At 38.4% G+C, this 21,048-nt stretch carries 18 protein-coding genes; 5 read left to right on the top strand and 13 right to left on the bottom strand.

What is annotated here, in order from left to right; genetic code table 11:
- Positions 1 to 76: 76 nt before the first annotated feature.
- From AB5754_RS00715 to AB5754_RS00705, 3 genes are read left to right on the top strand one after another with little or no spacing between them, the layout of a single operon-like run.
- Positions 77 to 832 carry a DeoR/GlpR family DNA-binding transcription regulator gene (locus tag AB5754_RS00715; RefSeq protein WP_368252393.1) on the top strand — a complete coding sequence of 252 codons (756 nt, stop codon included), beginning with the start codon at positions 77 to 79 and terminating at the stop codon, positions 830 to 832.
- Entirely contained in the window at positions 829 to 1,746 is a 918-nt protein-coding gene (gene pfkB / locus AB5754_RS00710; RefSeq protein WP_368252394.1) for a 1-phosphofructokinase, read from the top strand. Before AB5754_RS00715 ends, pfkB begins: the two co-directional genes overlap by 4 nt.
- A 13-nt stretch (positions 1,747 to 1,759) precedes the next feature.
- The gene (locus AB5754_RS00705) at positions 1,760 to 3,670 is read left to right on the top strand and encodes a fructose-specific PTS transporter subunit EIIC (RefSeq protein ID WP_368259424.1); all 1,911 of its coding nucleotides are present in this window, start codon (positions 1,760 to 1,762) and stop codon (positions 3,668 to 3,670) included.
- Positions 3,671 to 3,730: 60 nt separating this feature from the next.
- On the opposite strand, the gene AB5754_RS00700 is transcribed toward AB5754_RS00705, so the two are convergent.
- Both AB5754_RS00700 and AB5754_RS00695 read right to left on the bottom strand, forming a co-directional pair.
- Positions 3,731 to 3,907, bottom strand: a complete 177-nt coding sequence (locus AB5754_RS00700; protein WP_311833694.1) for a hypothetical protein — start codon at positions 3,905 to 3,907, stop codon at positions 3,731 to 3,733.
- A complete protein-coding gene (locus tag AB5754_RS00695) occupies positions 3,888 to 5,180 on the bottom strand; it encodes a hypothetical protein (RefSeq protein ID WP_368252480.1) in 1,293 nt (430 codons plus the stop codon). Before AB5754_RS00695 ends, AB5754_RS00700 begins: the two co-directional genes overlap by 20 nt.
- A 281-nt stretch (positions 5,181 to 5,461) precedes the next feature.
- Here AB5754_RS00695 and AB5754_RS00690 point away from each other — a divergent pair, with 281 nt between their 5' ends.
- The gene (locus AB5754_RS00690) at positions 5,462 to 5,614 is read left to right on the top strand and encodes an SPJ_0845 family protein (RefSeq protein WP_311833692.1); all 153 of its coding nucleotides are present in this window, start codon (positions 5,462 to 5,464) and stop codon (positions 5,612 to 5,614) included.
- A 357-nt stretch (positions 5,615 to 5,971) separates the two neighbouring features.
- Here AB5754_RS00690 and AB5754_RS00685 read toward each other — a convergent pair whose 3' ends face one another.
- The gene (locus AB5754_RS00685) at positions 5,972 to 6,394 is read right to left on the bottom strand and encodes an EbsA family protein (RefSeq protein WP_311833691.1); all 423 of its coding nucleotides are present in this window, start codon (positions 6,392 to 6,394) and stop codon (positions 5,972 to 5,974) included.
- 73 nt (positions 6,395 to 6,467) lie between these two features.
- On the opposite strand from AB5754_RS00685, the gene AB5754_RS00680 reads away from it, so the two are divergent.
- Entirely contained in the window at positions 6,468 to 6,878 is a 411-nt protein-coding gene (locus tag AB5754_RS00680) for a ribonuclease HI family protein (protein WP_368252482.1), read from the top strand.
- Here AB5754_RS00680 and cls read toward each other — a convergent pair.
- From cls to AB5754_RS00630, 10 genes are all read right to left on the bottom strand, one after another.
- Positions 6,864 to 8,339, bottom strand: coding sequence for a cardiolipin synthase (gene cls / locus AB5754_RS00675; protein ID WP_311833689.1), 1,476 nt, complete (start codon positions 8,337 to 8,339; stop codon positions 6,864 to 6,866). The two genes, AB5754_RS00680 and cls, sit on opposite strands and share 15 nt — an antisense overlap.
- Before the next feature lie 17 nt (positions 8,340 to 8,356).
- Positions 8,357 to 9,511, bottom strand: coding sequence for a cation diffusion facilitator family transporter (locus AB5754_RS00670; protein WP_368259423.1), 1,155 nt, complete (start codon positions 9,509 to 9,511; stop codon positions 8,357 to 8,359).
- 214 nt (positions 9,512 to 9,725) lie between these two features.
- Complete coding sequence (locus AB5754_RS00665) at positions 9,726 to 10,868, bottom strand: class C sortase (protein WP_368252476.1); 1,143 nt, start codon at positions 10,866 to 10,868, stop codon at positions 9,726 to 9,728.
- A 62-nt stretch (positions 10,869 to 10,930) separates the two neighbouring features.
- Complete coding sequence (locus tag AB5754_RS00660; protein WP_368252475.1) at positions 10,931 to 12,904, bottom strand: SpaH/EbpB family LPXTG-anchored major pilin; 1,974 nt, start codon at positions 12,902 to 12,904, stop codon at positions 10,931 to 10,933.
- Positions 12,897 to 14,159 carry a pilin N-terminal domain-containing protein gene (locus AB5754_RS00655; protein WP_368259422.1) on the bottom strand — a complete coding sequence of 421 codons (1,263 nt, stop codon included), beginning with the start codon at positions 14,157 to 14,159 and terminating at the stop codon, positions 12,897 to 12,899. The genes AB5754_RS00660 and AB5754_RS00655 overlap by 8 nt, the downstream gene beginning before the upstream one ends.
- A gap of 1 nt (position 14,160) precedes the next feature.
- Positions 14,161 to 17,160, bottom strand: coding sequence for a SpaA isopeptide-forming pilin-related protein (locus tag AB5754_RS00650; protein WP_368259421.1), 3,000 nt, complete (start codon positions 17,158 to 17,160; stop codon positions 14,161 to 14,163).
- Positions 17,161 to 17,852: 692 nt separating this feature from the next.
- Positions 17,853 to 18,200, bottom strand: a complete 348-nt coding sequence (locus AB5754_RS00645; protein ID WP_311833683.1) for a 2-dehydro-3-deoxyphosphogluconate aldolase — start codon at positions 18,198 to 18,200, stop codon at positions 17,853 to 17,855.
- 20 nt (positions 18,201 to 18,220) lie between these two features.
- Positions 18,221 to 19,501 carry an SLC13 family permease gene (locus tag AB5754_RS00640; protein WP_311833682.1) on the bottom strand — a complete coding sequence of 427 codons (1,281 nt, stop codon included), beginning with the start codon at positions 19,499 to 19,501 and terminating at the stop codon, positions 18,221 to 18,223.
- Between the two features lie 95 nt (positions 19,502 to 19,596).
- Complete coding sequence (gene dapA, locus AB5754_RS00635) at positions 19,597 to 20,505, bottom strand: 4-hydroxy-tetrahydrodipicolinate synthase (protein WP_311833681.1); 909 nt, start codon at positions 20,503 to 20,505, stop codon at positions 19,597 to 19,599.
- Positions 20,506 to 20,619: 114 nt separating this feature from the next.
- Positions 20,620 to 21,048, bottom strand: a 429-nt coding sequence (locus AB5754_RS00630; protein WP_368259420.1) for an exo-alpha-sialidase, incomplete at its 5' end; no start/stop codon positions are given.

Genomic DNA, 21,048 nt, shown 5'->3' with positions numbered 1-21,048 from the left:
TGTGACAGTTTTTGGTTGTTTTTTGTTGATTGTAACCGGTTATCGTGCTATTATACGGGTGAAGGGATGATTGAAAATGCTTACAGAAGAACGACAACAGAAAATCAGTCAACTGGTTCAACAAAATAATATCGTCAAACTTCACGAACTAACCCATCTTTTAGCAGCTTCAGAATCCACCATCCGTAGAGATTTGCAAGATATGGAAGACCAAGGACTCTTAAAAAGAATTCACGGTGGTGCCCAAAAAAACAATCATTTACTCCAAGAAGCAGCCATGAGTCAAAAGACCAATGTCCACACTTCAGAAAAGCAAGTCATTGCCAAACTAGCCAGCCAACAAATTACACCTGAGGATGTCATTTATTTGGATGCCGGCTCCAGCACCTTGGCTTTGATTGATTTCTTGCCTATAGATCAAGACATACAAGTAGTCACCAACTCTGTACGTCACGCTGCTCGTTTAATTGACCGTGGCATTCAAACCATTATTCTAGGAGGGAAAATCAAGCTTTCTACCCAAGCAACCCTAGGAAACACCGCAGTGGAACAATTAAATAGTTACCGTTTTACCAAAGCCTTTATGGGAACCAATGGCATTGACCTGCAAGCAGGCATTACCACCCCCGATCCAGAGGAAGCTTCGTTAAAGAAAACTGCTATTAAACAAGCAGAACAAACCTATATTTTAGCGGATGCTTCTAAGTTTGGAGAAATCACATTTACACATTTTGCTAATTTAACAGATGTAATTGTGATCACAAGCCCATTGGAATTACCTCAGCAAAAAGCGTATCAAAGCATAACAACTATATTGGAGGCCTCACTATGATTTATACAGTGACTTTAAACCCGTCCATCGACTATATCGTCCATGTGACTGACTTCAAACCAGGCACAGTCAATCGTATGAACAAGGATTTCAAATTTCCTGGTGGGAAAGGTATCAACGTTTCTCGTATTTTAAAACGCCTGAACATTTCCTCTAGTGCACTAGGCTTTCTTGGCGGCTTTACTGGTACTTTTATCCAAGAAGCCTTGGAAAAAGAAGGCTTGCCTTGTGATTTCACACCTATTAATGAGGATAGTCGAATCAATATCAAATTAAAATCTCAAGCCGAAACGGAAATCAATGGTGCTGGACCAAATATCACCAATGAAGAAATTCAAGCTTTAAAAGAAAAACTCAGCCAAGTTACCAAAGAAGATATTGTGATTTTTTCTGGTAGCACACCGGCGACTTTACGCAAAGGTTTCTATCAAGAACTGATTCAAATTATTAAAGATAAAGAAGCCGAATTTGTCATTGATACAACCGGAGACGCGCTAACCGAAGCCTTATCGGCTGCCCCACTATTGATTAAGCCGAATAATCACGAGCTAGGCGCATTATATGGCGTGGAGTTAAACACCATTGATGAAATCATTCCCTATGGTAAAAAATTATTAGCTAAAGGTCCTCGCTACGTCTTAATTTCCATGGCTGGGGATGGTGCATTGTTATTCACTAATGATGGGGTGTATCAGTCAAATGTCTTAAAACGCACTGTAAAAAATTCTGTTGGAGCTGGGGATTCCATGATTGCTGGATTTGTAGGTGGTTTTGCCAAGACGAAAGATCCAATTGAAGCATTTCGCTGGGGAGTTGCTTGCGGTAGTGGCACGGCCTTTTCCGATGATTTGGCCAGTCGAGAAATGATTGACTCCTTGCTGCCGGAAGTTGAAATTAAACAAATTGAGGATTAAGGGGAGGAAACAAATGAAAATCAACGAATTATTGATTAAAGACGCTATGATTATGGATTTAGCTGCCACTGACAAAGCCAGTGCTATTGACGAAATGGTGGACAAACTCTATGAAACAGGCCGGATTACTGATAAAACTGTTTTCAAAGAAGGCATTTTGAAAAGAGAAGCTCAAACTTCTACTGGCCTGGGAGATGGAATTGCCATGCCTCACGCCAAAAATGCTGCAGTTAAAGAAGCCACTGTATTATTTGCCAAAAGTAAAAAAGGCCTTGACTATGCTTCATTAGACGGTCAACCAACTTACTTATTCTTTATGATTGCTGCTCCAGAAGGCGCCAACCAAACCCATTTGGAAGCTTTAGCGGCTCTTTCCCGACTGCTGATTAACCCAGACTTTGTGGCAAAACTAAAAAATGCCCAAACACCAACTGAAGTTCAAACCCTTTTCCAAACTGCTGAAGATCAAAAAGCTGCTGAAGAAGCCCAAGAAGCAGCCGTTCCTGAAAAAAGTGATCAACCCTTTGTAGTTGCAGTAACCGCTTGTCCTACTGGTATTGCCCATACTTATATGGCGGAAGATGCCCTAAAAAAACAAGCCCAAGCTATGGGGGTAGCGATTAAAGTCGAAACCAACGGCTCTGAAGGAATCAAAAATCGCTTAACGGCTGAAGAAATTGCTAAAGCTGCCGGAGTCATCGTAGCTGCCGATAAAAAAGTTGAAATGAATCGCTTTGATGGCAAACCATTGATCAATCGTCCGGTTTCTGATGGAATTCGTAAGCCAGAAGAATTAATCACTGAAGCCATTAGTGGCAAAGCACCGATTTTCCATGGAGATGGTAGTTCAAGTGATGTTGGCGATGAGTCCGCAGAAGGTACGATTGGCCAACGGATTTATAAGGATTTAATGAATGGCGTTTCTCACATGTTGCCTTTCGTAGTAGCTGGCGGGATTATGATTGCCATTTCCTTTATGATTGATAATTTTATGGGTGTGCCTAATGATCAATTAAGTAGCCTAGGTAGTTATAATGAAGTAGCTGGTTGGTTTAACCAAATCGGTAGTGCTGCTTTTGGGTTTATGTTGCCGATTTTAGCTGGTTTTATTGCTTCTAGTATTGCCGATCGTCCTGGTTTAGTCGTAGGTTTTGCCGCCGGCGCTCTGGCAAACAGCGGTGGTGCTGGCTTCCTTGGCGCTTTAATCGGTGGTTTCTTAGCAGGCTATGTCATTATCTTCTTGAAGAAGCTCTTTAGTAAATTACCAAAATCACTAGAAGGAATCAAAGCCATTCTCTTCTATCCTTTCTTTGGTCTTTTAATTACCGGTTTCTTAATGCTTTTAATCAATGTACCAATGAGTGCTATTAATACAGCGTTAAATGATTTTCTAAATGGTTTAGGTGGCGCGAATGCAGCTTTACTAGGTGCTCTTTTAGCAGCGATGATGGCTGCTGACTTAGGTGGCCCAATCAACAAAGCCGCTTACGTATTTGGTACCGCAACACTGGCCACCACCGTTGCGGAAGGTGGTTCCATCGTTATGGCTTCTGTAATGGCCGGAGGGATGGTTCCTCCATTAGCGATTTTCATCGCCACTCGTCTCTTTAAAAATAAATTTGACAAAGAACAACAAGATGCTGGTTTAACCAACATCATCATGGGTCTTTCCTTTGTAACTGAAGGAGCAATTCCTTTCGCTGCCTCTGATCCATTGCGGGCTATTCCAAGCTTTATGGTTGGTTCTGCCATCACTGGAGGCTTAGTAGGTGCTTTAAGTATTCGTCTCATGGCTCCTCACGGTGGAATCTTTGTTATTCCATTGGTCAGCCAACCTTTGATCTACTTACTAGTCATTGCGCTAGGGGCTGTGATTTCTGGTGTGATTTTTGGTCTTTTGAAAAAACCATTAGCAGCCAAATAATAGCCAATTGAAAAAGCCACTTTCCCTCTTATTTGAGAGAAAGCGGCTTTTTTGTATTACTTATTCTTCCCTTTTCTCCCCGGATTCCACCCAAGTTAAGATACAGCTTAAGGTAGCTCCGGTTAATAAGAGACATAAACATAAAGGGACTTTCCAAAAGAAATCTGGTAATAGACAAATAATAAATAACAAGAACACAGTAGGTAACATAATTTTCTTAAATACTTGTTCTTCCATCAAACTCCCCCCAAACACTTTTCTCATTTTCTAATTCACTTTGTTCCAAAAACATTACCCGTAGATGATTTTCCCCTTTATTCAAATCTACAAAATAATGTTTCCGACGCTTTTTCAAGCGGGAAAATTTCACATCTGGCATGGTGTTCTTTAACGCTTCATAAGGAATATCTCGAACATATTCTGCAGGCAAGTATAATTTTAAGAGCACTAAGTATTCTTTGTAGCTTTCATCTTGAGTAATCAGCGGAATTTCCAAATGATTCCGTAAATAAAATTCATAAGCTGCTAAGCCGTTATCCAATGTTAACCCTGGATTCAAAGAAACTTGACTGGCCATGCGCATCCGATTTTCATCTACTATAGGAAAATAGGCTTTCGTATTGAGGCTCCCTTTCACTCGTTTTACATGATGCTGCTTTTTCTGCAAATCAAAAATCCGAGTGACAAAATGAGTGGCTTGTTTCTTGGTAGTTGGTTGAAAATCATCATTTTGATATTGGACAGTCTGAATTACCCCTTTAGTACGGGAAAATTCAATATAAGGCTCCCGTAAAATTCCTGTGCCATTAGTCCAAGCAAGCTGATCAATGCCGATTTGATCTCGAAACAAACGTTGGAATGCTAAATTACGCTTTTCTTGCCAACGAAAAGGGTCTCGATACAGCTCTACTAACAAGACATTACTTGACAACCACCGTGCCTGCTCCACTTGCTGCACATCTTGGATAATCTCTAAAGGCAATGTCTGCTGATAAGCTGGACTAAAGTACATCCGCCAGCAAGAAGTCAAACAACAACCAGCATAGTAAATATCGTAGCCCGCAAACTGATTGCAATCCACCACTACCTGACCACTAGGTAATCGTAATTTAGGCAATGCTTCGATCTCTTTCTGACTTTGAAAAGCTAACCGCGCAGTTAACGATTCCTGATTGTGGTAAAGGTATTCTTGATAATCCCGAATATACGCGCATAATCCCAGTTTCATTTGCACTTCAGTATAATTAAGAATCATTTGCCGATGGGTTTGAAATAAATCCTTCCGCAAAAGATGCTGTTCCAACATCTTCCCTTTTTGAAAATGAAAATTCGATTCGTTTTGTCCATCGGTAATTCGCAGACTGAATTCCTCTTTGTCACAGTTTTGCTTAATTAAGCTCACACAATCCCCTAGTGAAAAAGGCTGCCAGGCCTGTTGATTGGCACCAATCGCGGTGGGTTTAAACAAAATTCGCGCAAAAACTAACCAGTCTTGTATGATTCGTTTCACGGTTTTTTCCTCTAAAGAAAGAAACCGAATGGAAACAAAAATTTTAGCATCCTTCTCCATAAGCTCACCTTAATCTAATTTTATTATAATCTTATTATAACTTATAAAAAGCGAAAAATGAAATGAAATTACTTGCTTTCGACAAATATAAAAAACACCAACATTAAAAAAGTGAGCCCCAAAACAGATTTTTAAAATTTCTTGCGATTATCCTCTTCTCAGTTGTCGGACTTTCGAAATTATCAAAAAAATGCTAGACTGTAAAAGCGGAGGTGACAGTCATGGGTTTAAAATTTCAACGTGATGACTCTTTAGATCGGAAATTCGATGAGTTTGCTCTTTTACCAGAAGAAAAGGCCAAAGAAGAAAAGAAAGTTGACATCCAACGCTTTTTAGAACCAGAACCAAAAAAAGAAAAGCCAACAGACAAATAAAATTCATAAAGCGCGATTAGACCAAGAAATGATCTAGTCGCGCTTTTATTGACATTCGCAAATTAAGGAAAAATATGTTAGACTGAATTTATGCGAAAAATATTGTTATGCGAACGATTGATTTATTTCGGTGAATTTAATCCTTTGGCGTAACTCAAGAGTTACAAAGATGTATTAGAGGTAGGGAATACATTGTTTAAACGAGAAATAAAATGAATTAGCAGTAATAGTCTTGATCCAACCTTAAAGTAATAATATTGATTAGTTAGATAGCCTTCTCGGGTTTTCCGAGAAGGCTATCGTCCATTTTGGATGAATAAAACCGCGATTTAGCAATTTGCTACACCGCAGTTTTGATCACTCAATTTCAATTTTGTTTTTAATCCGAATTTGTTCTTCAGGATATTTGGAAATCAGTTCTGCTTTGAAGGCCAATAGATTTTTTTTTCTAAAAAGTAGTCGCATCTCTTTGCCATCATATGAAAATGCGATACCATTTGGAAAGAAGACCAATTCTGAAATTCGTTTCAAGTCAAAACGGTTTTGCTTCCAAAAGCGTGCGTAGCGCACTACCATCGTTTCGCCCTCGAAGTACAGCGTCCGCCTTGTGCCGAGCCAAGCAAAGAAAACAAAAATACCTAAAATCAAGTAGCTTTTCCAATATAAGCCGGTATTCTCCAAAGTCAATGTCATTCCGTAAAATAAAATAATCAAGGTTAATGACCAATAGATGATAAAGACGGCCGGTTCTGGTTGCCAGTGATAACGTTTTGCTTTCATTACGTGTCCCTTCTGTTATGCTAGATTCTCAAAAAATTTTATCATAGAGTTGTGAAGAAAGGAAGAAATTAAGATGATTAAAGCCTTTATCGATGCTTCCACCAAGGGAAATCCCGGTCCTAGTGGCGGCGGCATTGTACTTTTAACCAGTCAAGAACAAAAACAATACCACTTTTCTTTGCCAACTTTGACCAACCATCAAGCGGAATTTGCAGTTTTTTTGCATTTATTGGACATGTTAATGGAAAATAATCAAAACGAAGAAACGATTATGGTTTATTCCGACAGTAAAGTTTTAGTGAGCACCATTGATAAAAATTACACTCGTAACCGCGATTTTAAAGATTACTTGTCCACAATCCAGCAAAAACTACCCCATTTTCCTCTCTTAATCTTACAATGGATCCCCGAAAAACAAAATAAAGGGGCAGACAATCTCGCACGTCAAGGACTGCAAAAAGCCTTAAAACTACAAAATCGGTGACAGCAACCGGGAAAAATTCTGCTTAAAGCGTAGCCAACGACTTTGTTTAGCAATTATTTCATCGGTTAGTAAGAAGCAGTCTTTCATATCCCGTTCAAAAATCCGTTGCATTTCTAAAGTAGTCTCCTCATCATAAATAAACGCGCTGACTTCAAAATTTAAAGAATAACTGCGAATGTCTTGATTGGTTGAGCCCACAGAGCAAATAATATCATCCATTACCAAGGTTTTCGCATGTAAAAAACCTTTTCCATCTTTTTGATATTGATAGATTTTAATGCCATATTGATGCAGTAAGTTGCTATAGTATTGCGTTGCCCGATAAATAAAAGGATGATCTGGCATAGAGGGAATCATAATTCGCACATCTACCCCAGATTGAGCTGCAATCAACAGCGCACTGATCATGGTATCATCAGGGATTAAATAAGGGGTTTGAATCCAGACTTTGTCTTGTGCAGCCAAGAGCATTTTCACAAAGGCACTCTTTAGGATATCCACTTTATTTTCCGGACCATCAGACACCACTTGAATTGCCACATCCCCCACTTCGCCTTCCGGAATCACAAAATAGCGGTCTTCATAATTTAATTGATTGCCTTTTTTACGCACAGAGGCATTCCAGTCTTTTAAAAAAATTTCTTGTAATGAAAAACTCGCAGTCCCCACAAATCGGGCATGGGTGTCGCGCCAATAGCCGAAACGTTCGAATTCCCCTAAATACTGATCCCCTACATTAAAACCGCCAGTCCAACCTATTTGGCCATCGATGACCACAATTTTTCGATGTAAATGATAATTCAACCGGGTTTTACGAATCAAATCTCGCGAAGTAATAAAAGCTGTCACCTGGCCTCCCGCTTCAATAAGGGGGGCAAAAAAAGCATCGCTGGACCCCTTAGCTCCCCATGGATCATAAATGAGACGGATTTCTACTCCTTCTTTCGCTTTTTTTGTCAACACCTCTAAAAAGGCGGTACCAATTCGATCAGGAAAGAATGCGTAATATTCCACATGGACATGATCTGTAGCTTTTTTTATATCAGCAAATAAAGCATCAAACTTTTCTCGACCATCTGTAAATAAGTCGACAGAATTTCCCTTAGCCAATGGAGATTCTTCCACATTACGTAAATAGCGTTCCAGTAATTTTGAGCCAGTGGTGTTCACACTGCGATGGTAATCTTGATTGTTTTGGTGAATCAAACTATTAATTTCCCCAATACGCTTTTGGTCTTCGTTATCAAAACGATAGACTGTCTCTCCATCAATTCCCCGACCGCAAAATAGATAGATGATAAAGCCAATCACCGGTAAAAAAGTTAACGTCACCAACCAAGCCAAAATACTCGTAATCGAACGTGGCCGGCGAAAGACGGTGATAATCGCCCCAATCGTATTGATAAAAATCAACAGAGATAACACTGTACTAAGCATACTCATTTCCATTTCTATTCCCATAATTCTCCTCTTTTCTGTCACTCTGGCAACAAGTAATTATGATCAAAAGTAATCTCTACTGTCTGATTGCCATAGCGTTGTTGAATTTTTAATAAAATCGTATCCCGCAACTCTTGATCGGTTAAGCTCACTGACCGTGGTACAACGAGATCAAAACTGAGTCGATTAGGACTTAAAATACGAAAATCATGCATCCGCAAATTACCATCTACATTGGCAACAATGACTTGAACCGCTTCTTTTTTTTCTTGGTAGACTTGATTTTGTACCGCTACTGGATCAATATGGCAGACCAAGTCTACTTCTAATCGTTCCCAGAATTCTTTTTCAATTTGATTGATGACATCATGCGCTTCATTTAGATTCCAGCGATCGTCTACCTCAATATGTACCGAAGCAAAACGTTTTTGAGGACCATAGTTGTGTACTAAAAGATCGTGGTAGCCAAGAATTTCCGAAAATTCTCCCAGCAAGTCATTCATTTGAGCCAGTTCTTCTTCCGTGGGCCGTTGTCCTAATAATTCGGCAATAAATTCCCGCACCATTTTAATTCCACTATAGATAATATAAGCGGCAATCACAAACCCTACATAACCATCCACTCGCCAACCGGTAATTAATTCCACCAAAGCTGATAACAACACCGCTAAAGTAGTCAGCACATCATTTAATGAATCTTGAGATGTGGCTTTTAGCGTTTTCGATTGAATGGTATCTGCAAGGCGATGGTACATGCGACTTTGCCAAACTTTTATCACAATGGATAACACTAAAATCACGAATACTAACCAGCCTAATTTCATATTTTCTGGTTGGAGGATTTTTTCAAAAGAAGCTTCCAAAAACTGTAAACCGACAAAAGTCATAAGCAAAGAAATTAAAAAACCGGAAATATATTCAAATCGTTCATGACCATAGGGATGCTCTTTATCGGCAGGTTTCGCCGCAATTTTAAAACCCACTAAAGTTAAAATCGAACTAATAGTATCGGTTAATGAATTAATTGCATCCGCCATAATTGAAACGGAACCCGCTGTAAGGCCAATCATAAATTTCCCCAAAAAGAGGATTGCGTTGGACAAAAATCCTAAAACACCTGCTAGCTGTCCGATACCGGTTCGATGATTTTCGCCATTTTTAGGAATGAACTTTTCAATTAACATTTTTAACATTTTTGAAACCTGCTCTCTTAAATCAAAAAAGAGGTCTGACCCTCTTTTCTACTCTATTACTTTATAAATCAATTTACTTCCCTACTATTGTACCGCGAAAGACTTTTTTATGACAAGAATTCTCTGCTAACTAACAAATCTTTTCAAAAATCATTGTTATGAAAAATGAGTATTGAAAAAGACATCCCCGTATACAACAGAAATGTCTTTTTCATTATGGTTTTGTAATTTGAAAAGGTTGATTTGGCGTGATCTGTAATTTTTTATTTCTGACCGGTGTTAAATGATTATCGGCAATTTTTTTGACTTTTACTTTAAATCCCCAGTCCTTTTGACGAACTTGGTAACTAGCTCCTGGTAAATCAGTAAAACGTACATTTCCTTGTTCATCAGAAAAAACTTGATAAATCTCACCTGAGCGCTTCATCTGTCGTTTGCCATTTTTCGAATAGAGGACGAATGCTTCATTAACCATCGGCTGATTATTACTATCCACTAAAATAAAAACTAAATCGTATTTTCGCCTACGAATAATCATAATACGAATTCGATGAATAATGATATAAATTACTAAAAAAAACAGTCCAATACTACCACCAATCATTGCATAGTGCCGCATGCGTTGTCGTTGCTTTCCTGTTTTAATTTCTTTAGTCATTTCCGACACATATGGAATCCGATAACCTTGGACTAGTAAGCGGTGGCTATTAATCATATATGGAGTACAAGTCATTAGCGTCGCTCGATCCTCACCTGGAACAATTCGCAAATCTTCCAGATAGGTAGGTTCGATAATTTTTACATTGTCCACTTCATAAGCTAAGGTTTCTTCTTGGTTCTCAATGAAAAAATGGTCACCAACTTTTACTTTCGGTAAATCCGTAAACAAGGTAGCCTCTGGAAGTCCTCGATGGGCAGAAATAACCGTATGAGTGCTCTCACCGCCCACAGGAAAAGAAGTCCCTCCTAACAATCCCGCACCCCGACTCAGAAAAAGATCATTAGTGCCATCAAAAATTGGTATTTCAACGCCAATTTTAGGAATCTTTATAACACCAATTGTGTGTTCAGCATAGTAATCAACACTGGGTTCTTTTTCTTCTTTAGGTGACTTTTCAAAAGGATCTTCTCCTGGAGCACTATCCTCTTCTGCCAAGCGTTTATTTTCTTCCATCATCTTCTCGTAATTTGCTTTTCGCTCTTTTTCTTCTTTGGCAGCCGTCTTTCTTTGATAATGTTGTAAAATTTGATAATCTAAAAAATTGTTCAAAGAATCCTCCACAAAAGGATATAAAACCGCCACTAAACCGGCTATCACTAGGAGAATCATCAAAATATCGGTAACGTTTTTTTTCATTGACTTGCCTCCTAGTTTAAATTGACAAAGTCTCCAGTTTAACCGGAGACTTTGTTCATTGCTTATACTTCTGCTTTCCCGTTACGCTTGAAGTAAGTACCGGCAATACCAAAGGCTACTACCCCAAAACCTAGCAAAGCTACAATCCCCATCCCCCCTGTAGAAGGTAGAGTTCCTTTGCGTTTGTTTGGTACTTCTTGAGGATCTTTAAGACCTTCATCAGTTAAAGTATCTAATGTTCGATAGGATTCTTTGCTTACGTTGAATAGTTTTAGATCTTTCAATAGGATATAATCATTTGGTGATTTAATTTCTTGCAAATAGTAATCTCCATATTCCAGACCCATAACTTCAAATATACCTTCTTCATTCGAAGTAAATACAGTTGCAAGGTATTTAGTTTCATCTACAGGATCTTTAAGCGTACCCACCCAAGTAACTGCTTTTGTAGTTTCATCTATTTTTAGATATTTTGCGCTAGTTCCAGTACCATCCCGAACTACAAATTCAGCGCCTTCAATTACTGAACCATTGTCACCATCGATTTTTACAAAACGTTTCCCGCCAGTGAAAACTTCCTTGTCATCATTACCTTTTAATTGATCTGTATCTCCTTTCACTACAACATCCGCTTTATTGTCAAATCCATTATCTGGTGTAGCACCTTCATTTAGGAACATCTTGTAATTAAATACTAATAGTTTACCTGGACTTAATCGCCGAATCGCGGCATCTTTCAAGGAAACAACAAAGCTAAGACCATCAGCAGTTGGTGTTACGGTATACTCATCTTGTGGAATCTGCTGGCCATCGTTAGTCAAAGTATATTTAGTAGCATTATCAACAAAAGTTAAAAACTCAGAGTGAGTATCCGTTAAGGTAACTGTATGGTAGCGATATTTTTCTCCATCCTCAGTAGTTACTTTGTCTTGAATCCCCATAGGAATTTTGAAGTTAATCGCATAATCGATTTCAGCACCAATTTCATGATCTAATTCATTTACTGTTTTTTCCACGATAATCGTATCATTCATGATGTCTCGCGGAGTAACTGCTTTGTTAGTTTCTGAAATAATGAATTCTGTCCCGATAAATTCATTAATCAGCCCTGAATTTATTGGAGCTTTTGTTTCCACTAATTTATAGGTGCCATATTCGAGATTATTAATCGTTAATTTACCCGAATCAGTTGGATGTGCTGTTGCCACAATCGCATTTCCACTAATCGAATAAGAGTTTCCAGAAATAAACGTATAAGGTGTCACTCCGGTTGCTCCAAGTTTTTCCCATTTGTATAAACCGTCTGCAACATCGGTAATCACCCAAGTTTCAGAAATGCCATCAGTATTTTCCACTTGTTTTTGAAGTCTAAATTCTGCTCCGTCTAAACCTTCGTTATCAGCTGTACCTCTTTTAATGACTTCCACACTACCATCATTTTCCAGTGTGTTTTTTGGATACAAATGAACCACATCTAATTCATCATCAGAGTAAGATACTTCACCGCTTTCTTCATCCACGATCATTTTATATACCGGGAAAATTAAAACCATATTATCGGCTTTGGTAATCCCCGCTTTTACTGTCTCAACAAAAAGGTAAACTGAGTCAACGGTCTTTTCGTCTTCTCCCTCCAACTCAATCACTGTTTTTTTAGCTAACGTAAAATCAAGAAGTCCTCCAGCCAAAGTTGTCCCTGTACCGGCAAGAGTAGCATTTTCTGGTATATTTGCATTCAGAGAACCAACCGCCTCTTCTTGGCTGTCACCAACCTTCAAGCGTGTATAGTACTCTTTAGAAACATTATAAACATTAAATTCTACTCCCTCGAGACCTTCATAAGCCTCTAAGTCCGCCATAATTTCCCCGGTATTTTGAATCAACGGGCTAGGTAAGGTAGTCATTTTTTTCTTGTGAATCGTTACTGTGGCATTTCCCTCAGCAGCTCGAACTGCCATACCATCACCTACTAAGCCCCAAATCGACGGGACTATTAATAATGTTGCGAGTATAACCTTCACAATCTTCTTAATCATTTTCCGTTCCCCTTTTCTTTTGTTTTACCCAATAAACAGCAACACTAAAAATCAGTAACAGACCAATAAGTGTACTTACTCCTTTTTCCATACTAGTTTGTGGTAAAAGCATACCCGGTTTACGTTGGTCTGGACTTGGATCAACAGGTGTAATAGACTTTGCTTCATCTCTGTAGTTATAGACACGAGGTGTTGCAGATTGATAAACACTCTGCGGAACCACACCAGAAATCAGTTCTTCTGTAGCTTGGCCATTTGTCATCACTGGAAGGTAATTTCCTACTTCATCATGCCAACTTTGAGGAATTTCTACTTTAATGGCTTTCGTGGCACTGTCAATCTGGTAGCCACTTACTGTTTGAATTTCCTCAAAATAGTATTCTCCGGCTGGTAAGAAACGCTCATTTAGAGTTACTAAACCATCCTTGTCAGATGAAAATACCTCAAGACCGCTATCGGTTACCGGATTATTAGAAATAAGCCATTCATTTTGTAAGTTCTCAGAAGTTTTCTGAGTTAAATACTGCTTTTCTCCTTGATCATTTACTTGATAAAGGATAAATTTCGTACCTGCCAATGGTGCTTCTGTTCCGGTTTCCTTGTCTTTTCCGTATTTGAAAAAGTAAGGATTCCGTACATAGACTACATTTTTGGGATATAGATGGATTTCTGATAAAGTATCACCATTAACAGGATGATACTGTGGCAAAAGTAACATCATCGGTAACGCTGTTTTTTCTAGGTCTACATTGACACAACTTGTTGCATCATTTGATTCTTCAATAAAGAGATACGCTCGTTTACTCGCAGAAGGCAAATTTACGCGAGCAATGCCATCTTCTCTTGTACCACCAATTGACGAATTCCAATCATTTTTCGTCTGAATGTTCGAAATCTTAGCGAATTGTTTGTCCTTAATTAACGCTAAAGCTTCTTTTCGCGAAAGTTCTTGAGAATATTTTTGGACAAAGGTTTCATCTGCCATTCCACTATTTTGATAGAATGAGGTCGCGTCATAAATCGTAAAGTTTGCACCGTTTAGCCCAAAGGTTTCTTTCAAAAGTGAACCATTTTCGTCATTAGCATCAATGAGCAATCCATCATTGACATATAAGTTTTCCTTAGGTGCTTGAATATCACGAAACAGTCGTTTATGCAATACAACAGTGACTTCTTCTCCATAAACTTGAGTCAATTGACCAAAGAAAAGAAATAAGAAGAAGGGCAGCAACAACATTCTTCCCCATCGTTTCAAATCAAACACCTCCTTTTTGGCTTATGTCACGGCGATTTAACACATAGTAAATGACCAAACCAATTAACAGAAGGACAAATACCAGATAACTTACCACCCTACCATTGCCTCCGGTTCTCGGTAACGGATTCGCTAGCTTATTTTGAACATTTAGATGAATAGTGTTGGCTTCATTTTCGGGATTCAGGAGAATTTGAATGTCATCTTCAGCTACATCAACGTCATTGTATTTAATGACTACTTCGCCATCTTCTAAAATTTCGATTGTATATAATCCTGAAATTCGCACATACCCGTCAGGAGCCGCTTTTTCTTTCATATAATAGGTAATTCCTGTTTCCAGCCCTCTAGTAAATTGAACCTGTCCATCTCCAGTAGAAGTTATCGTTTCAAGTGGTAATACTGTCGTTTCAATCTCTGGATTTTTATCATATAGTTCAAAAATGGCACCTTCTAAAGGAGTTTTTTCATTACCTGTTTGTTTCCATACATTTAATTTAAAAGGTTTTAGTTCATTTTCTATTTTGGGATATGATGATAAACCTGTAATTGTACCTTCTGCAGTAATCTCGATTTGCACAGGTGTAAACGGCTTATAACCATTTGGTATGGTAATCTCTTTTAGCCAATAATTCCCTGGAATAACATCCCGAAACAACAGATTTCCATCAATCTCAGAAATATTTGTACGATAACTTGGTGTCGTGTCGTTTTCTTGAGCGAAAAGTCCAAACTGTGCCCCAGACAAATAGATATCAGTCCCTTTAATAACTTTTTTTAGAGGGACATCGACTGTTTCAGGAACCATCGTACCGTATTTAACAGAAGGCACCCCATAGAAATAATTAGTCTGACTGCCATTATTTCCATTTGTTAAATAAGTGGTTTTGTTTGCTGGATAAAACTTTCCATCTCGATACTCATTTTTTAAAGAAACTTGGTAAGTTAATCGCACTCCAGAACGTTCATTGCCAGATTTACCAAGGTTCATACTATTGATTTTAATACACTCAACAATTCCATCGTTATCGCTATCAACAAGCTCCTTGGTTACCCCCATCACATTGCCATTGGCATCGGCTGTTTTAACCGTTAACTCCCCAGCATCATTCACTGTAATTGGTGTTAATAATTCACTATCTCTCACCATGGTGACATACTCACTCATAGGATCGGTTAAAGTAGCGTTATTGATAGTTGATACATAAGGATAAAGTGATTGACTTAACGCATCTACTAATGCATCTGTATTATCAGCGGAGTAATATCCATTTCTACCTACTGTCTCAATAATTCCCATTGGCGCATTTCCATAATGGAATCCTACTGCATACCATTTATAAGCCGTCAGATCCATAGCATCGGGAAATTGAGCTAAACGTTTGGCAAGATAGTCTCTATATTCTGGCGTATGATCGTGGCTTCCACTACCTTCTAGTTTTGCTTGACTGCTATAAGACTGATCGACACTTGTCTGGAATATGACTTCAGGAGATCGATAATATAATTTACCCAATGATTGACTGAAAGTTGTCGTACCATTGTAATAGGTATCTACGGGATAAATTGTCGGTACACCATCAGTAATCATACACAGTACTTTTACAGCATCTGATCTAGCTTTGGTTAACGAAAATAATCCCGAATCTAATCCAAGAAAAGTAGGAGTAGCGGACCCACGAAATGCGCCACCTTTTATAATGTTCGTATTCAATAATAAACCAGCATCATTGGTGAATAAATCATTATATTGTAAATCAGAATATGCTGTAGGACGATTTCCCGACCATATGCCCATAGTCGAATAAAAATCTGATATATCACTAGAATGAAAACCAGAAAGAGCAAATTTTACGTCCATCCCTGAACTACTAATCCCAGTGAGAAATTTTGAAAGTGCACTTTCCAATTCCCCCCATCGAGTTTTCCCTGATTCGGTTGGTTCTAACATACTCCCAGACTTATCCAAGACAATTGCCACATCAACTTTAGGTAATGGTTGAATCGCATCGCCAATCGTATCCACCGTAACTTCAAAAAGATTATCGCTAATTTTTTTAACCGATTTTTTCGTATTAATTCGTCCACTTTGAGAACTGCCATATTCGTGGTAGCCATTATCAAATACAGAAGTCCCGTTCGTTACTGAATACTGGGATACACTATCTGACAGCGATGTTGCGCCATAGTTATAGTTTTTTATCGAGTTTTCTGTTGAAGAACCACTACCTAAATACTGTTGTGTATTATGAGTTGGAAAAGTTCCTGTGTTATTTGTCGTATAAGAAAATAAATCATCCGTACTCAAAACGATAGGGTTATCATTTTGTCCATTTCTTGCCATTAACGGTCCAACAAATGGTTCAACGGTATTTATTGTTTGATTGCCTTCACCTTCTTTCGTTTTCTCTACAGAAGAACTATTTGTGGACGGAACAACAGCTGTAGAAGACGATTCAATCTTGGGCGTTGCGGCGAAACTAGATTCTTCTATTGACAGATTGGCAACTAAACGATAAGGCCCCGCCTCACTTTCACTTAATTGATTTTTGTTGACGATTGTTTCATCATCACTATTTCCTTCCACGTCCAGTTGAATGGCTATTTCTACAACTGATTGGTCCATTGGGGTACTAAATTGCAGAACCCCTTTACTGCTTTCCCAAAATTCAGTTTGTTGCCACCAGCTAGTGTAATTATCCTCCTTCCAATTAGCCGAGTGATCCTCAAAAATCATACTTTCATCAGTGAATTTAACCTTTAGGGCTTGTCTTGTATCGGTTTTTGCCTGACTTTCATAGTACAAGGACCAATCGATTGAATTTTTTACTGAATCAATTTGATAGGAACTAGTGACTTTGAGCGAATCTTTCTCTAGAAGGACTTGCTTGTCTGTGACGGACTCAACAACAGTTGGGTTATGGTTTAGTAGGGCTAAACCATATGGGATCAAAATGACAAGTAACAAACAGATGTGTGCCAATGGATTTGATCTTTTCATTGCTCACCTCCCCTTTCTGCTTGAGCCTGGAGATAAATTACGTTAATTGCTTCAGGCTCATCCAACTAATTACTTCAAAAGATCAGTCGATAATGACTAATCTTCCTTCTCTTTGATTGTATCTATTAAAAAACAGCCAATCAAATTTCCTTTTTTTAATCTTTTTCAGAAAAAAAAGTAACATTCTTTGTTTTTTTATCATACCTCCTATTTAATAAATCGCGTTATCAACAGAATCTTCGTTATTTTTAAATTTGAAAAATCGTCTTAAAATCATTTTTTGGAATTTTTTTTGTTCAGATTGACTGAATAACAGCTATTTTTTAAAATCAAAAACCAGAACGCTATCCACTGTAACAAATATTTTTAAAGCAATCAATTGAATAATCTTCGTGAAGAAAAGCCCTCGAAAACAGCGAAAAACTGTTTTCAAGGGCTTTTTTCCTATTCTATTCGCAATCCTTTTTAATAGTTTCTCATCTTTTAAAAATTTTAAAATTCCTTTTTCCCAACAATTGCTTATTATTCACAAGAAGTTATTTTAAAAAGTATCAAAAAATAAAATCAGATTAAACTTATAATTCAAAAATATAAAATGGATTGGAATTATTTTTGCGTATATATAACATAAAAACCATAGCGAACTAGTTCATTCACTATGGTTTTTATTCAAAAATCAATTTATGAGTTTTTTATTTTCGTAAGACATGAATGGCAAAGCCGCCAAATTCCCCTGCTAGATAGATATTCTTTAGTTTTCCAGCTTCGTCATAGGCTGCGGTATCCATATTGAAAGCCATGCCTTTTTTCGTCAATTCTTCCACAGCACTTTCCAAATCAGCTGTTCTCATGGCGATATGGCCATTTTTACCTAAAAATGGTGCTTTCATACATTCAAAATAATCACCAGCAAACTCGGATTTCTGGCCATGCCGAGGAGATAAGTTAAAAATCATACTTAATTGATTGGCAAGTTTCTGTGCTTCAGTCTCATTTTCTGTGTTGATACCGATATGTTCAAGTTCAAATTTATTTTCCATTTTTTCACCTCATAATGTTTTTACATTGGGAACATCAAAATTGATCCAGCAGTTAAGAAGATTAGACGAATAAAATATTGAGGAATCGTAAATTTCCAAAATTCACTAGCAGAATATTTTCCAGTACCTAAAATCATAGCAGGCATGCCATCAATTGGTAAGAAATGGCCACACCAGCCGGACATAACGATTGCACAAGCCGCTGCTGTTGGATCCAAACCTAAGCTGCCGCAAGTGGCAATTGCCAATGGTGTGAATACATAAACGGTTCCGATTGTAGAACCGGTGAGGGTTGCTAGCAGGCTAGTTAAGATACAGAAAACCAGAATCATTAAGAATGGATTCACATTCGTCCCTAACATTCCTGCCACTGTGGTACCGACCAAATTCGTAAGTCCTGTACTGCCTAATGCATCTGCTACCCCGATAACCCCAGCAGACATTAAGATAATAGGCGCACTGATAGCATCGCGAATTTCTTTAAAGTCTAAAACTCCGATAAACAAAATCACCGCAACGGACAATCCGGCCATAGCATAACCTGCATCACCAATCTGGCTTTGCAATAACATACCGACTACAGCAAAGATGAAAACCCCATAAGTAACTAGTTCTTTCCAACGAGGAAGCAAAGCGCTGTCATTTTCCATAGCGGCTACTTCATCTTCACAGTCATCAGCGGTGGGATGATCCGGCAAGAATTTGTATTGGATAATACAGTTAACCAAGAACCCAACTGATAAAAATAAGTTCACAATTGCAAATTTAAATACTGGCACATCTGCCATAATCCCCGCAGAATTCAATACAGCGATTACAATTCCGTATTGCAAAGCTGTATTAAAAGGAATCAACGGATGATTGGTGGCAAAACCAGCAGTCATAATGACTTTTGAAGGTGGTAATTTTTTTGAATAAGGCAATGTGGAGAGCAAGCCTAGAGTTAATACATAGTAAGCAGTGGAACCAGTCCCAAATAAACTACAGCCTAACATTACAACCAAAATAATTAAGATATAAGATTTGAAGCCACCTTTTTCAGCCATAGCAAACATGGCCTTCTTAAATACAGTAATAAAACTGGTTTTCTGTAAGGCAGCAATGATGGCCATAAATTCAGCTAACATCACAATAGTAGAGTTGGAGAAACCAGCAAAGGCTCCCTTAATGTCTGTAATGCCAAAAATAACTAACAACACGCAGGCAAGCAATGGTGCTGCCCCAAATGGAATTTTTTCAATCATAATTAATACAATCATAAATACCGTAATTGCTAAAGCAATCATCATTTCAACGGTCATAAATATCCCCCTTACTCTTACCCATACTCCATCCGCTAATTGGGGGAAGCACTTCCTTCCCCCAAAATGGAGAATAGTTTATACGAGCGAATTTCTTAGCGCATTCCTTTTTCTTTATCGGCAGCTAAAACTTCTTTCAAAGCTGCGATTCCTTCTTCAGGAATTTGGTTAAACGGTGCCCGGCATTTACCCACATTGTTACCGAGTAAAGCTGCAGCAGTTTTTACGATGGTGTTGGGATTGCCGTATTTGAAGCAATTTCTGAAGTTTTGAATGCTTGCATTTGCCACTTTTGCTTCTTCAATTTTGCCTTCAACAAACAAGTCATAGATGGAAGCCATTGTTTGTGGGTAGACATTGGCACAGCCAGCGATACCACCAGTACCACCTGCTAGTAATGTCCAGATAATCAATTGGTCGTTTCCTGATAAAGTATAGAATTTGCCATTGGTTTTTGATTTTCCGGCTTCGATATAACCTAGAATATTGGCGAAGTTCCCACTGGAATCTTTTGCACCGATGATATTTTCGATTTGAGCCAAACGCGCAACTGTGGCAGGAGCAATAGCGTTACCTGTCCGAGCAGGGATATTATATAAGACAATTGGCATATCCACTGCTTCTGCTACAGTTTTGAAATGGGTGTAGATTTCTTCTTGGCTAGCTGCCGCAAAACTTGGAGTAATAATGGACAATACATCTGCTCCAGCTTCTTGGGCCATTTTACTTTGAGCAATGGTTTCTTTTGTAGAGATAGCACCGGTTCCAGCATAAATTGGTACGCGACCAGCCGCTTGATCAATCACTGCTTCTAAGACCACTTTTTTCTCTTCTGCAGACAAAATGTAGCCTTCACCGTTTGTGCCAAATGGGAAAATCCCGTGCACGCCGTTATCAATCATACGATCCACTTGGTTGCGTAATTCTTCTACATTGATGCTTTCGTCTTCATACATCGGGGTTAAAATTGGGCTAATGATTCCTTTTAATTCGATTGCTTTCATAATAGTATCTCTCCTAAATTTTTTATTTTCATAGAATGCGGTTTCAATTGTAATGATTTAAGGAATGAAGGCTTTTGTTTCGTAAATCAAAAGCCTTAAACCTATAAGTAAGAGTTATTTTTCTACGCCTTCACCAGAAGTGGGATTGTAAACACCCAATGCTTCTCGTTTTTCACCGAACAACTCTGCTACTGTAAAGCGCACATACTTCACACAAAGGCGATTGCGATAAGCATAAACGAGATGTAAGACTCCCTTACTGTCTTGATAAATCGTTGGGTATTCATGTTGGGAGTTATTGGTTTTATTTTCGGCGCCAATAAAACCTTCAGCTGCTTCCAAAATCCGTCCAATTGGCCATGTTTTACCAAAGTCTTCCGTTACGGATACGGCTACTGGATTTCGCAATCCCGGCCAAGCCACTTTTCCAAATTCCGCATTAGGCGCAGCATTTAAATTATAAGCTAAAGCCACTTCACCGGATGAAAGTTTAATGGCACTGACACTGGCATTATTGTTTGGTAAAACTGTTGCTTCAGGTAC

Source organism: Enterococcus sp. 2201sp1_2201st1_C11_2201SCRN_220225 (genome assembly GCF_040925905.1).
Classification (GTDB): domain Bacteria; phylum Bacillota; class Bacilli; order Lactobacillales; family Enterococcaceae; genus Enterococcus_C; species Enterococcus_C asini_A.
This window is presented reverse-complemented; position numbering and strand designations above follow the sequence as displayed.

What these genes read in the sequence shown, in the direction of transcription:
- AB5754_RS00700 (WP_311833694.1), bottom strand. Translation starts at nt 3,907, where the DNA reads ATGGAAGAACAAGTATTTAAGAAAATTATGTTACCTACTGTGTTCTTG.
- AB5754_RS00715 (WP_368252393.1), top strand. Translation starts at nt 77, where the DNA reads ATGCTTACAGAAGAACGACAACAGAAAATCAGTCAACTGGTTCAACAA.
- dapA (WP_311833681.1), bottom strand. Translation starts at nt 20,505, where the DNA reads ATGAAAGCAATCGAATTAAAAGGAATCATTAGCCCAATTTTAACCCCG.
- AB5754_RS00640 (WP_311833682.1), bottom strand. Translation starts at nt 19,501, where the DNA reads ATGACCGTTGAAATGATGATTGCTTTAGCAATTACGGTATTTATGATT.
- AB5754_RS00645 (WP_311833683.1), bottom strand. Translation starts at nt 18,200, where the DNA reads ATGGAAAATAAATTTGAACTTGAACATATCGGTATCAACACAGAAAAT.
- cls (WP_311833689.1), bottom strand. Translation starts at nt 8,339, where the DNA reads ATGGGAATAGAAATGGAAATGAGTATGCTTAGTACAGTGTTATCTCTG.
- AB5754_RS00705 (WP_368259424.1), top strand. Translation starts at nt 1,760, where the DNA reads ATGAAAATCAACGAATTATTGATTAAAGACGCTATGATTATGGATTTA.
- AB5754_RS00665 (WP_368252476.1), bottom strand. Translation starts at nt 10,868, where the DNA reads ATGAAAAAAAACGTTACCGATATTTTGATGATTCTCCTAGTGATAGCC.
- pfkB (WP_368252394.1), top strand. Translation starts at nt 829, where the DNA reads ATGATTTATACAGTGACTTTAAACCCGTCCATCGACTATATCGTCCAT.
- AB5754_RS00690 (WP_311833692.1), top strand. Translation starts at nt 5,462, where the DNA reads ATGGGTTTAAAATTTCAACGTGATGACTCTTTAGATCGGAAATTCGAT.
- AB5754_RS00685 (WP_311833691.1), bottom strand. Translation starts at nt 6,394, where the DNA reads ATGAAAGCAAAACGTTATCACTGGCAACCAGAACCGGCCGTCTTTATC.
- AB5754_RS00660 (WP_368252475.1), bottom strand. Translation starts at nt 12,904, where the DNA reads ATGATTAAGAAGATTGTGAAGGTTATACTCGCAACATTATTAATAGTC.
- AB5754_RS00650 (WP_368259421.1), bottom strand. Translation starts at nt 17,160, where the DNA reads ATGAAAAGATCAAATCCATTGGCACACATCTGTTTGTTACTTGTCATT.
- AB5754_RS00670 (WP_368259423.1), bottom strand. Translation starts at nt 9,511, where the DNA reads ATGTTAAAAATGTTAATTGAAAAGTTCATTCCTAAAAATGGCGAAAAT.
- AB5754_RS00680 (WP_368252482.1), top strand. Translation starts at nt 6,468, where the DNA reads ATGATTAAAGCCTTTATCGATGCTTCCACCAAGGGAAATCCCGGTCCT.